Here is a 13,075-nt window from a genome sequence, read left to right on the forward strand (position 1 = left end):
CGCCCGAGAGCGCGGCGACCAACGCCGTCAGCTACACCACTTCCGAGATGATGATCCGATCAGGATCAGCCCTCAACCCTGCGCATCACGGCCGGATTCATGGTATTCTCTCAAGTAACAAATCTGCGCTGTCACCGAACTGGTACTTGGCGTGTCGTTTGAGATTGACCCGGGTAAGGACGCTCCCGATAGGAATCGAGCTCGCGCCATCCCTTTCAAGCAGTTCCAAAACGGCGCGAGCGATATCGCGCGGCGTCCTGTTCCAGCGGACGGCAAGAAGAACCGCATCCGCCCATCTCGTCAGGAACCTCGCTTCCGGGCCGGCAAGGCCGGAGGGCCCGTTGATGATGACCAAGCTGTACTCTGCCTGCAGTTCTTCCCTGCACTCAATGCTGTCCGCTCGCGCAAGAAGCTCGAGCAAATCTTCGGCCGGGGCGACGGTCATCAGGTCGACGCCCGCGCCAGGTACACCCACCACTGCATCCTCTAGACTGCAGCGATTGCGGATGAAATCGCCGAATGACCGGTGAGCCTTCGGCCCGCCGCCCTGACGGACGAATTCTTGCGTAAGCTGATGGTGTTTAGGTTCCAGATCAATCAGAAGCACCGGGTCGCCCAACCGTGTAGCGGCCAATGCTAAACTCCAGGCAAGCTCATTCGCGCCGTCATTGCGCAGGCTGGACGTGACAAGGATAGTATGTGGGGAACGCAGCCTCGCTTGATCTGCCGCAGCGCTAACCAAAAGCGACGTGACGGCACGACTGTAAGCGGATCTGGGTTGATCCAGAATCAATTGCCGCAGCTGCTTTATGACGATATTGCCAGGATCTGGAATGAGGCCAATGCAGGGAACTCTGAGCGCTGCTTCAGTCTCGGCCTCGCCGCGCAGGGACCGATTGAACCTGTTGCGGAACAGCACAAAGGCTGCGCCGAGCATGGCGAAGACGATCATTCCGGGCGGCACTAGGAATATCGGCGGCAAGGTCAGCGGCTTGGACGGCGGCCATGCCTGGGAAAGGATTGAGACGCCTGCTGAAGGAGCCGCGATGCGCCGCGTCAAATCCTGCTGCCGGCTCAGTAGGTCGTTGTATCTTTGGGTCAGCAGGTTAACTTGCGGTTCGAGCGCGCGCAAACCGGAAAGCCGGCTGGCGGTGTCGGCCACGACGACATCGAGAACATTCTTGCGGTCTTCCAGCGCCTTGACCTGAGCCCGGTAGGTGCTCACCTGCTTCTCGATGCTCGCCACCCCCTGCTGGATCTCGTTGTCGATCCTTGCGCTAAGATCCGTATCCGCCGGAGCCTTAGCCTTGCGAGCCTCGAGGTCGGCCAGATCTGGCATGCCCATGGTTTCGGCCAGCGAGACGACCGGCGCACGCTGATTGCGAAGATCCTGAATATGAGCAAGGCGTGCTTCCATTGCGGCCAGATCGGCCTTGGACATCGATATCTGCTGGTTGAGATCCGCCTGTTCCCTTGCAGCGTTGTCAGCTGCACCTTGATCTACGGCACCGTGGCTCAGCCGGTATTTCTCCAGTCGATCGGTCGCCGCAACGAGATCGCTTTGCACAGCCGGCAGGCTGGCGGCCACTCTATTGAGTTCCAACCGGTCCTCGGCCTGCCGCTTTTTCGCGAGCTCGTCGATATAGACTTGGGAAAATGTATTCGCGACCATGGCGGCGCGTGCCGGATCTTCATCTGCGAAAGCGACGGAGATGACCCTTGAGCGCAGTTCCTGCCCAATCCTAATTCTTTTCCTCAACAGCTTCAGGTCGGGATCGACCCCTGCCTCGCCACCCTGCGGCCAAAGTCGCTCGATGATCTCGGCAGCACGCGACTGTGTCGCGGCGGAAACTGCTCCAGGCCCGGAGGTTCCGGTTGCAGGCGCATCCTGCGCCGGCGTGGCGCCTTCCAGGTCGTGCAGCGCCGCCGCAACGCGGCGCAAATGGCCTTGCGAGGACAGCATGGTGATGTGATCATCGATGCTGGAATCGATAAGGTCCTGCACAGAGGACCCCCCCGGAGCAAGCGAACCGCGTGCCGGCGGATCGATTATCAGCTGGCTGGTGGCCTCGAACATCACGGGCCGGGCGACGCCCACAAATGCCGCAAGGATGCCGCCCAACACCGCGAAGGCAAGGATCAGCCATTTTCTTCTTGCCAGGGCAGCCAACAGCTCATGCGTGGGCGTCGGTGGTTGATGTTTGCGCCGCGACCGTAAGCGATCCCTTTGTTCGACAACTGCTGGAACAGGCTGGGAAACGGTTCGCGGAAGTTTCATTCGGCTGACGGCGGAACCTGCCATTTTCATACTCCTGCCATGTCCAGTTCGCGCGACGAGGTCGCGATTGGCGCTCGCCTTGCCTCATCGCGCCAGGCCTGAAACATCAACGCGGACCACAGCTCCCGTGAGTGGTCCTGCCCTCGCATGTGATCGCGCCAGTAGCCGTCCACTTTGGCGCTATCCAGCACACCCTCACCGTCATGCCGGATGTCGGCGAGAAGATCGGTCGCCCAGTTGTGCAGCGGACCTCTCAGCCATGCGGCAATCGGAACGTCGAAACCTTGCTTCGGCCTATCGATCAGCCGGTCCGGAAGATAGCGGCGCAGCAGATTGCGAAGGATCCACTTGCCTTTGCCGTCGCGCACCTTTGCCTGCGACGGCACGCGCCAGGCGAACTCCACGACACGATGGTCAAGCAAGGGACAGCGCCCCTCAAGCCCGTTGGCCATGGTTGCGCGGTCCAGCTTCACAAGTATGTCGCCAGGCAAATAGCCGGCCATATCGTCGTAGAGAACGCGCGACAGCAGTCCGTCGAGTTTCGGCGTGGCGATCGGCGACGAATGCGCGTGGCGCGTGAGGCTCCCGGCCGGTGATGTTACCAACCGCTGATACAATTCATCTTCATGCCTTGCGCCGAGCAAACCGGCGAACCGATTGAGCCGGTCGCTCCGCAGCATATGGCGCACATTTGCGGTAAGCGGGAGCCTGTCCAAAATATCCTCGCGTGCTGCGCGAGCCAGCAGGTCCAAGCCCCTGGCCACCATACGCCGCATTGCCAGCGGGAGACTTTGCTGGCGCTTCAGCCGATCTGCCATGAAGTGGCGACCATAGCCCGCGAAGCACTCGTCGCCACCGTCGCCCGACAGAGCGACCGTCACATGCTGACGGGCGAGCCGCGCCACCAGCAGAGTCGGTATTTGGGACTCGTCGGCGAATGGCTCGTCCCATATCCGGGGCAACTCGGGGATGACCTGGCGCGCGGCATCGGGCGAAAGGTGAAGCTCCGTATGATCTGCGCCTAGATGTTTTGCCACGTCGGCCGCATAGCCGCTCTCGTCAAATCCCCCCTCCGCGAACGCGATGGTGAAAGTGCGCACCGGGCTCGTGGATTGGGCCTGCATCAAAGCCACTACGGTGGAACTGTCGATACCGCCCGACAGGAAGCTGCCCAAAGGCACATCGGAGATCATACGTTCGCGAACTGCGAGCCGCAGCAGATCGTCGAGCTCATTGGTGAGATCGCCGTCAGTCCCGTCGATCGGATCCTCGCGGCCTTTCGTGGCAATTTCGGCCAGCGACCACCAGTGCTCGACACGCTGAGAAAGCGATCCGGCGCTGCCCGCCTGTGCGAGGTCCGCAGATCTGACCGAGAGCACGGAACCGGGCGGCAGCTTGAATACATTGCGCCAGATGCATGCACAATCCGGCACCCACCCCTTCGAAAGCATAGCTCCGGCGGCGCCAAGATCGAGCTCAGGAGAAAAGTGCGGAAAGTACCTGATAGCCTTGAGTTCCGACGCAAAAACCAGGGCACGCCCTGCCAATGCGATATAGAGTGGTTTTTTGCCCATCCGATCCCGTGCGAGGTGCAGGGTCCTAGTCTTCAGATCCCACAACCCAAAGGCAAACATCCCGGCGCAGCGCCTCAGGGCAATCTCAAGCCCCCACGTCTCGATGGCGCACAACAGAACTTCGGTGTCGCCGGTCCCATGGAACTGTCGACCCAAGCCTTCCAGTTCGCGCCGCAGGTCACGGAAATTATAGATCTCGCCGTTGAAGGTGATCATGTATCGGCCACTGGCGGAACGCATCGGCTGCCGCCCTGTGCCTGACAGGTCGACGATGGCAAGCCGCCGGTGACCTAGGGCAATCCCGGCATCACGATCCATCCACAGCCCTTGGCCATCCGGTCCGCGGTGCCGAAGCGAGCTTGTGATGGGCCCAATCGCCTCAAGCGACGTCGGATCCATCTCCGCAGGCAAGGTTAGAATTCCAGCGATCCCACACATCACGCCATCCTTACTTGCTGGGGCCGTAGGCGGACCTCGGAACGCATTCCCGCGACAAGGCAGAATGTCAGCGCGAACCACACGATCGGGTGGCGGATGGTCAGATGAGGCATGCTGAAGACAATCACCGAAGCAAGAAGCACCGCCAGTGCGTCGAACCGGCTGCGCCAAGCGGATATGCCGGCTGCCCCGACAATCCAAATCAAGGCGAGGACTGCCACAAGACCGCCCTGAAGATAGAGATCAAGAATTGTGTTGTGGGCTTCGAATGGTCGTTCCAGGAACTGCTTGTCCGCGACCGGCGGCCGCTCCAGGTGGGGACCGGGACCTAGGCCGAGAGACCAGGATTCCAGTCCCTTCTCAATCGCCTCGCCCCACAGAAAAACCCGCAGATCGAATGTCTCTGCAGTTGCTTCGTCACCTCCGTCCTTGGTGAGGCTCTTGGCGAACTCTGTTACGCTGCCCTCCTCGGCGATTGCATACGGTGTAGCCGCGATCGCCAGCGGAACGGCACCGACGATCATCACGAGCGCAATCTGCCGGGAAAGACTGGCTTTGCCAGAACCAGATGCGAACCATGCCCTTAGCCGCAGCCCAAGAAAGACGAGGCCGCTCAGAATAGTCGTGTATAGATAGGTGTCGCTCTTGGTCAGCCGCCCGACGTAAAAGATCAGGCTAAGGCTAGTGAGCGCAAAAAACTGACCCCATCGCTTGTCGGTGGTTGCAGCAAGATGTAAAGCCAGCGGGCCGAAGACCGCACAATAGAGCGCGAGTTGGTTGGGATTTTCCGACCAGCCGCGCAAGCGATCCCAATACCAGGGATCTATCCCCGACTGATGTATCCAACCCCAGGCAAGTCCGAGTTGTACTGTAAAGGCGCCGAACGCGATTGCGATCACCCACCAGGCGCTGCGCCGAAGACGGGACTCGGCGTCGGGATCCAGAGTTGCAAGGCAGGTAACGCTCGCCACGAGCGCATAGGCCATCACATCGTGCGACAGTCCTGTGAGGTAGAGCACCGTGGTGGAGTAGCCGACGGCGGTGCCGATCGCCAAAGTCAGCGACAGAAGCAACCAGAACTTCGCCAATTTTACAAAGGCCGGTGTCGCTTCGATCGGGCCGCCAGCCAGTACCCGGCCGACCGACAGCATGATCCAGAGCATGAGGAAAAGCTCGCCGTAACCGAATGGCAAACCCGGGACGGATATCTGCGACGCGAAGGACAAGGCAACGCCCGCGGCGAGCAATGCATCCCTTATCATCGGCGCGCCTCGCCCAGCCGGCGCTTGGCGACACGGTCCGCCGACGCGGAATGTGCAAGACCGCCTCTGGCCTGAGCCGCCAGGACGCTCCTGTAGAGGTCGCAATACTGCTCGACCACTCCAGGTAAGGCAAAACGCTCTCTGACGAGTGCGGCGGTACGAGCACCCATAGCCTTGGCGCGCTCGCGATCCGAGAGCAGGTCGACTATGCGATCTGCCAATGCGTCTGAATCTCGCGGCGCTACCAGATAACCGTTCCATTCATCCTGGACGACATCGGTGCAGCCTGGCATCCTAGAGGCTACTATGGGCAGGCCCGCGAGCCCGGCCTCCAGCAACACGCGAGGAACTCCCTCGCGATATTCGGTCGGAAAGGCGAAGACGTCAGCCATGCCAAGAAGCGAGGGAACGTCTTGGCGTTTCCCCAACACAACTATTTCTGGACCAAGCCGTCGAATTTCCGATTCGTCGACGGCAAATGGGCCCTCGGATTGCCACGGTCCAATTAACAGGAAGCGCGCGTCTGGCCGTTTGGAGAGAACTTTCGGCACGGACTTGAGAAGGGTCGGCACCCCCTTCTGACGGGTCAGTCGGCCGACAAACATAACGACTTCAGCCGACTGCAGCCCGAATTCCTCCCGCATTCTTGCAGGGGGCGGCCCAAGGTGCCTCGCAGCCGCGAAGGCACTTATGTCAATGCCTGAACCGGCGATGAGACGCTTGTCGCTGCATCCAAGCAGCCGGTATCGTTCAAAGAAGGCCTGATCGTCGAGGTTCTGGAACACTGTCGCTGCTGTCCAAAGCGATGCCAGCCATTGCAGGCCGCAGAAGATCGGACGAAGCGCCAAGGCGCGCGGCTCAAGCGACGAGAACGTCCAGCCCAGGCCGTTGATCGTGCGGACTACCGGCACCTGCCCCCGGGCGGCGAGTGGTGCAAGGAGATTAGGCTTTGTGTCGAAACTCTGCACTATGTCGGGTCGCAACTCCGCCATCAATTTGCGAAGCATCCTGATCGTGCCTGATTTGCCGCTGCCGCTACTGAAGCGGTCGAAGCCATAGCGCCTGTGTGCAATCCCGTGTCTTAGGAATGAGGCGCCGTCGCAGGTGGAAAAGGCAGTGATCTGGAAGCCCCTCTCACGCACCTCCATGAGGAAGGGAATTCTAAGCGCGTGATCCTCGCCGCCGACGCAGACCAGGTGCGGCCTCATTTCGCCCCTCCCCAAAAGCTGCGGTCCGCCAGCTGCCCGAAATGGCTGGAACTTGGATAGTCTCTCATGGCCCGCTGTCTTTGCGAGGAATGCGTTCAATCGGTCATGAAAGCTACGGGGGGGTCTTAAGCTTGTCCTCGTCCGTTCGAATGACGGGACCAGTCGGTTCGGCGCAGTGATCAGGCAATAGGTGTTGGAAACCGATGCGGGTTCGGCGAGAACGCCCAGGCGGTTACTGCTGGCTGGACGAGAGATCTCTCGCTATCGAGCGCGGGGATGGAGCCACAGCATGGCTCCTCGCAGGAAGCTTGTCCCAAACGCGATGCCGACGGGACGCCGAGGCTCTATGATGGCCCAGTTCGCGATGCAAGCTGCGGTCGTTCAATGACGGTGTATTCATACGCCCGGTGCCGATGGTCTTTTTCAAAGACCCGTATCCATCGGACCTCGGAGTTTCGCAGCGTAACGTCCCGATTGGTAGCGAGCTTTGCGGCCCGGAATGGCGTTGGCGCAACAATCTTGTGGGAGACGATCACCTTTCCGGCGAAGATCTCCTCGACCTCGTAGCTCGGCATGCCATCCTCCCGCACCCTTATCTCAGGCCAGCCAATCAAACTTCGATTGCGGGGAAAAGTTCCACAAATTCGAGATAAAGGCGAGAGCTGGCGACCGGCACACGCGAGAGTTGATTGAGTTGGCAGCAGATTTGATGCCGGGAGCGGCAACTGAGGACCGCAGAGGAGAGGCCAATGGGGCCGGCCGGATTGGTTTGCGAGCTTATCGACCGGCACGAGGCCGGTTTTCACGGCCAGACCGATAGGAGCCTTGGGGGCTCCTATCGGTAAGGCGCCTTGTCAGATCACAAGAAAGGAGTTTTCGCTCAAGTGCAAATGTGGGGAGAGACTGGCAAACTGGACCTGAGCATGGCCGCCAGCTCCGTCGCTGTCGAAGGAAAGCGCTCCTGTCGCGCTGTTGTAGATGATGTGATCGCTCGCATCATGTGCGCTGCGGCCGATGTGGAAATCGCCGGCTGCAAGCGCGCCCTTCTGAAGCCCGGCGAATATACCGTGGTCGAGATTGATCTTGTCTCGAGAGACGTCGAAATCGGCGATCCTGTCGATATTGTACTTTCCAAGCGCCGTGTTGAACACGAAGGCATCGTGTCCGCCATATCCCTTCAACAGGTCTGATCCGCCGCCGCCATTTATCTTGTTGTCACCGTTGTTGCCAAGGACCGTCTGGCCGAACTCGTTGCCGGTCAGATTGATGGCGGTTTTGCCTGCCGTGTTGGAGGTGGAGAGTTGCTCGATATGCGAGCCGGTGGACAGGGCATAGCTGACCGAGGCCATCACTTTGTCAAAGCCGCCACCATTGGCTTCCATTATTTTGTCATGTGCATTGTTGACGTGATAGGTGTTGTTGCCCTTGCCACCCAGGATCACATGATCGTTGTGAGAAGGGTCTGTGCTTGTTGGCGGCGTCGCGCTGGACGTTGACGGCGTCGGGCTAGACGTTGACGGCGTCGCGCCGGATGTTGGCGGCGTCGCGATGGATGTGGGCGGCGTCACGCTGGACGTCGGCGCCATCGCGCTGGACGTCGGCGGTGTCGGTTCGGAGGCTGGCGGCGTGGGCTCGGAAGTTGCCGGTGGTGTCGGCTCAGTGGTCGCGGGCGCCGTCGACGAAGTCGTACTGGCATTGTGCAGCCGGAAGAAGGCCTGCAATTCCGGCGAAGTCTCAAGCGCGGTGTCGCCGTTCTGTGAACCCCACGCATAAGCGTAGTCGAAGGCCGGTGACGGCACGAGCTTGGCCCAGTGATCGACCATGATCTGTTCCTGAGCCGCCGTGGGCACGACATATTTGCCACCCGTGTCAGTGTTATAGTTGCCGCCGCCAAAAGTTTGGTAGACGGGAATAATCTTGTCGATGGGAATGCCGGACTTTACGGCCGCGGCCACCGCCCTGTCGATCATGGCGTAGTCGACGCTGGTTGTGCCGGTTCGCACCGGGTAGGGATCAATACCGTAGTAGTCGATGCCCGTGCTGGCCGGATTGTAAGTGTTGGTGAAATCCGGATTTGTGGAAGACCCCATGTTCATCATGGTGACGAAAGTTTTCGCGCCCGGGAAATGCGAATGGATCCAATCGGACTCCGCCTTCAGATTTTCGGCGCTCGCATAGGTTCCCCATTTGCCGGTAGGATCCGGTTCATCGACGAGATAGAATCCGAACACTTTCGGATTGTTGAGAAAAGGGGTGACCTGATCGGTGAAAGATTGCGTGACGCCGTCGTGGGCGTCGAGGAAAACCAGACCTTTCATTCCGTCAGGAAGTGCATTCACCTGGGAAACATTTTGGAGATCGACCAGATTGAACCCGGCCGTTGCCACCTGGGCGGCCGAACCGCCAGCAGCATAGTGAAGAGTTGCCATGGTTATCCCTTCTTATCGGCAACACCCCCCGCGCCGCTTCCCTAGACGAAAGACATATTAGACAGAAATCACATACCACCTTGATCGGTCAAAATATTTGATCGCGTCCTCCATCCTTCATTGGGCGTCTCCAAGAAAACCCAATGTTTTCAGCCTTGTTCGGCTCAGTTAGTCAAAGCGCCACGCGGCTTTTGCTCCCGCTATTATCCCCAATTTCCACCGATTCACTGCTCCATTTTGAGACAGAGCCACGATTTCGCTTCATTTCAATTAAAGTAGGCTACATTAGTGACGCCTCACGTCCGGCAATCGCTCGGACCTGACATATCCATGCAGTCAAGGGTTCCCATATCGGGCAGGGCCAACAAAGCCGCGCGGTTATCCGCGTGAATCGGAAGGCAATGAAGACAAAGCAAGAATTCTCCTCCCTTTTACGGATCGCAATGTCGGACTGCGCTCAGGGCTTGTTTGGCGTTGGGCTTTTTTCAGCGGTGACGAACCTGCTGGCGCTGACCGGGTCTCTCTATATGCTCCAGGTCTACGATCGGGTGCTGCCCTCCCAGAGTGTTCCGACCCTGGTCGGGTTGACGATTGGAATGCTGGGCCTTTACGCGGCCTACGGGCTCCTCGATTTCGTGCGGCTTCGTCTCTTGGTCCGCATTGCCAGCCGCCTCTACAGAAACCTGCACCAAAGGGCATTCGCGATATCGGTGCTTTTGCCGCTCAAGGCCGGACGGGAGGCGGACAGGCTCAATCCGTTGCGGGATCTTGATCAACTGCGTGGCTTTCTCTCGGGATCCGGGCCGACCGTCATATTCGATGCGCCCTGGATTCCGTTCTATCTGCTGATCATCTATCTGCTGCACCCGTCGCTTGGCGTGCTGGCGACGATCGGCGCTCTTGTCGTGGTGGCGCTGACCGCGGTCGCGGAGATCTTCGGTCGCGGGCCTGCCAGACTGACATCCGAAGCCATGATCTCGCAGCGCGCCCTTGCCGAGTCAGGCCGCCGCAATGCGGAGGTCGTCCACGCGATGGGCCTCTCTTCCAGACTGTCCGGGCGCTGGAGCGACATCGTTCATAGCTACCTGACGCATCAGGAGCGACTCTCCGACATCATAGGAGGGACCGGTTCATTGTCGAAAGCGCTGAGGATGGCGCTGCAGTCTTCAGTGCTGGGCCTCGGCGCCTATCTGGTCATCGGCGGCGAAGCGTCCCCCGGTGTGATCATCGCATCGTCGATATTGCTGGGCCGTGCGCTTGCTCCGGTCGATGCGGCGATCGCAAACTGGAAAGGCTTTCTGGCGACGCGGCACAGCTATTTCCAGCTCAAGTCGATGTTGGACTCGTTCGAAGACCCGATCGAACCCTTGGAATTGCCCCGGCCGCAAACGCGGCTGACCGTCGAGACGTTGACGGTAGCGCCGCCAGGCATGCCAAAGCCGACCGTGCTCGACGTAAGTTTCCAACTGTCCAGTGGCGCGGGCATGGCCATCGTGGGCCCGAGCGGTTCCGGGAAGACGACGCTCGTGCGGGCCCTGGTCGGAGCCTGGAGGCCGCTCAACGGCAAGGTAAGGCTGGACGGGGCCCCTCTCGATCAGTGGGACCCTCATTCGCTCGGCGCTCACATCGGCTATCTGCCGCAGGACGTTGAGCTTTTCGATGGAACCGTGGCGGACAATATCTCGAGGTTCGGCGGCAAGAGCGATCCCAAAGGCGTGCTCGCAGCCGCCAGGGCTGCGGGTGTCTATTCGATGATTATGCATCTGCCGGAGGGTTTCCAAACCCGCATCGGCGAGGGAGGCAGGGCCTTGTCGGCGGGCCAGAGGCAATTGATCGGCCTCGCCAGGGCGCTCTATGGCGAGCCATTTCTGGTCGTTCTGGACGAGCCTAACTCAAATCTCGATGTCGAAGGTGATGCCGCACTTGCCGGAGCGATTCTGGCCGTGCGCCAACGCGGAGGCATCGTGATCGTTGTCGCGCACCGCCCGTCCGCTCTCACCAATATTGATCAGGTTCTGGTGCTGGCCAACGGCATGGTCCGCTCGTTTGGCTCCCGCGAGGAGGTCTTGGCGGGCATGACGCGACCACCCGTTCCCGCCACCCACCGTCCGATCATTCCGACCCAAAGAGGCGTGACCGGCCATGCGTGACGTCTTGCCTCGCGTTTTTGCGGACCTGCGGTCCTATGCCGGCTTCGGTGCTGCTTCGCGCTCCGCAGGCGCGAAGTTGTTCAAGCCGCCCGGCAGCCTCGGCCCAAGCTTGGCTCTTGGCCTGGGGGTGACTTGTCTGCTGGTGGTTGGCGGAGGGCTGTGGCTCGGCTTGACGGAGATTGCCGGTGCCGTGATCGCTCCCGCGACCGTGGTGGTTGAAAGCAATACCAAGAAGGTGCAGCACCAGGCCGGCGGCACGATCAGCGGCATCTTTGCACAGGATGGCGATCATGTCCGGGCGGGCGACGTATTGGTCAGGCTGGATGATACGCTGGCAAGCACAAACCTTCAGATCATCAGCGAGGATTTCGATCGCGCAACAGCGCGGCTTGCCCGTCTGGAGGCGGAGCGTCAGGGGCTGACGACGATGCAGCTTCCGGCCGCTCTTCAAGCGGAGATGAACAAGCCAAGCGTGGTGGCGCTGGTCAATGGCGAGCGCGCCTTGCTCGAGACGCGGGCTTCGGAATTGGCCGGCCAAAAAACGCTTCTTCGCAGCCAAACCGAACAGATCCAGCGACAGCTCGAAGGCCTGAAGGCCCAGCAGGCCGCGATGGATGAATCCGCAGCTTTGCTAGGCCGCGATCTCACCGATGTGGACGCGCTCTACTCCAAGAAACTGGTTTCGAAAGAGAGGCTCAGCAACGTCAGGCTGGACGCGACACGCGCCAAAGGGGAGTCCGGGCGGCTGGCTGCGGCCGTGGCGGAAGCGCAGGTCAAGATCACCGAAACCGAGTTGCAGGTTCTGCAGCTTGACGAGCAAAGGCGCAGCGAAGTGACCAAGGAGCTGCGCGAAACGGAAGCCAAACGGACCGAACTCGCCGAACGCAAGATCGTGGCGCAGGACGAGCTGACCAAAACTGAAATCCGCGCCTCGCAATCGGGAACGATACAGCAATCCACCGTCCACACGATTGGCGGTGTAATCGCTCCAGGGGAATTGCTGATGACGATCGTCCCCGATACGGACGATCTTGTCGTGGACGCGCTCATTCCTCCGGCGCGGGTGGATGACATTCAGCCAGGTCAGCCGGTCTCAATCCGTTTTCCGGCATTCGATGCCGGCACGACACCCGCCTGCCAGGGCGCGGTGAAGTGGATTTCCGCAGACTTGATCAAGGACCCGCAGCGTCAGCTCTCCTATTTCTCGGCACGCATCAGCGTCGACAACAAGACGGGCTGCCTGAGGGATGCGAAGGTGCTCAAGCCCGGCATGCCGGCCGAGGTTCACATAAGCACAGGCCAGCGCAGTGTCTGGTCCTATCTGCTGAAGCCGCTCACCGACCAAATGTCACGCGCTTTCCGATAGGCAAACACAGGATCCGATTCGGCGCTTCCGCCGCCGCCACTCCTCACAGCTGCGCGCCTTGAAGCGCGTCGCGCTGAAACGGATTCAGGCGACGCGCCTTAAGTCTTTGTTTTTGATGCATGTCGTTGTCCCAGATCCGCCGCACACTTCTGGGCGACATGCATTAGCTTCCGAAAAACGCGGAGGCGTGCCCGCCCGACCGCACGTCCTTAGGCCGCCGGCGTCCTTCGTTCGCATGGCAAAAAAATCAGCAAGAGCTGATATGTCTTGGTTCAGCCGGCGCCATGTTTTTCGGTTGTGTGCGTCAAGTTCTGCAAAAGGGGCGGCCACGAGGCTGGTCATGCGGCTTGGCGCAGAGCGAGCTTCTTGT

At 60.3% G+C, this 13,075-nt stretch carries 7 protein-coding genes; 2 read left to right on the forward strand and 5 right to left on the reverse strand.

What is annotated here, in order from left to right:
- Window positions 1-97 precede the first annotated feature (97 nt).
- From LB565_RS18595 to LB565_RS18615, 5 genes are all read right to left on the reverse strand, one after another.
- Window positions 98-2,302 (reverse strand): GumC family protein, encoded by a 2,205-nt coding sequence (locus LB565_RS18595; protein WP_224586475.1) that lies wholly within the window; start codon window positions 2,300-2,302, stop codon window positions 98-100.
- Between the two features lie 2 nt (window positions 2,303-2,304).
- The gene (gene asnB, locus LB565_RS18600; RefSeq protein WP_224586477.1) at window positions 2,305-4,290 is read right to left on the reverse strand and encodes an asparagine synthase (glutamine-hydrolyzing); all 1,986 of its coding nucleotides are present in this window, start codon (window positions 4,288-4,290) and stop codon (window positions 2,305-2,307) included.
- Window positions 4,290-5,552 (reverse strand): O-antigen ligase family protein, encoded by a 1,263-nt coding sequence (locus tag LB565_RS18605; protein WP_224586479.1) that lies wholly within the window; start codon window positions 5,550-5,552, stop codon window positions 4,290-4,292. Before LB565_RS18605 ends, asnB begins: the two co-directional genes overlap by 1 nt.
- Complete coding sequence (locus LB565_RS18610; protein ID WP_224586482.1) at window positions 5,549-6,760, reverse strand: glycosyltransferase family 4 protein; 1,212 nt, start codon at window positions 6,758-6,760, stop codon at window positions 5,549-5,551. The genes LB565_RS18605 and LB565_RS18610 overlap by 4 nt, the downstream gene beginning before the upstream one ends.
- Window positions 6,761-7,614: 854 nt before the next feature.
- Window positions 7,615-9,189, reverse strand: a complete 1,575-nt coding sequence (locus LB565_RS18615) for a calcium-binding protein (protein WP_224586484.1) — start codon at window positions 9,187-9,189, stop codon at window positions 7,615-7,617.
- Window positions 9,190-9,590: 401 nt separating this feature from the next.
- Between LB565_RS18615 and LB565_RS18620 the strand changes: the two genes are divergently transcribed.
- Together LB565_RS18620 and LB565_RS18625 are read left to right on the forward strand one after the other, a co-directional pair.
- On the forward strand, window positions 9,591-11,339 hold the full coding sequence (locus tag LB565_RS18620; RefSeq protein WP_224586486.1) for a type I secretion system permease/ATPase: 1,749 nt from the start codon (window positions 9,591-9,593) through the stop codon (window positions 11,337-11,339).
- The gene (locus tag LB565_RS18625) at window positions 11,332-12,705 is read left to right on the forward strand and encodes an HlyD family type I secretion periplasmic adaptor subunit (RefSeq protein WP_224586488.1); all 1,374 of its coding nucleotides are present in this window, start codon (window positions 11,332-11,334) and stop codon (window positions 12,703-12,705) included. The genes LB565_RS18620 and LB565_RS18625 overlap by 8 nt, the downstream gene beginning before the upstream one ends.
- Window positions 12,706-13,075: the final 370 nt, after the last annotated feature.

Source organism: Mesorhizobium sp. CA14 (assembly GCF_020165195.1).
GTDB lineage: Bacteria > Pseudomonadota > Alphaproteobacteria > Rhizobiales > Rhizobiaceae > Mesorhizobium.

Coding starts and splice junctions, on each gene's coding strand:
- LB565_RS18605 (WP_224586479.1), bottom strand. CDS start 5,552: ATGATAAGGGATGCATTGCTCGCCGCGGGCGTTGCCTTGTCCTTCGCG.
- LB565_RS18625 (WP_224586488.1), top strand. CDS start 11,332: ATGCGTGACGTCTTGCCTCGCGTTTTTGCGGACCTGCGGTCCTATGCC.
- asnB (WP_224586477.1), bottom strand. CDS start 4,290: ATGTGTGGGATCGCTGGAATTCTAACCTTGCCTGCGGAGATGGATCCG.
- LB565_RS18615 (WP_224586484.1), bottom strand. CDS start 9,189: ATGGCAACTCTTCACTATGCTGCTGGCGGTTCGGCCGCCCAGGTGGCA.
- LB565_RS18620 (WP_224586486.1), top strand. CDS start 9,591: ATGAAGACAAAGCAAGAATTCTCCTCCCTTTTACGGATCGCAATGTCG.
- LB565_RS18595 (WP_224586475.1), bottom strand. CDS start 2,302: ATGGCAGGTTCCGCCGTCAGCCGAATGAAACTTCCGCGAACCGTTTCC.
- LB565_RS18610 (WP_224586482.1), bottom strand. CDS start 6,760: ATGAGGCCGCACCTGGTCTGCGTCGGCGGCGAGGATCACGCGCTTAGA.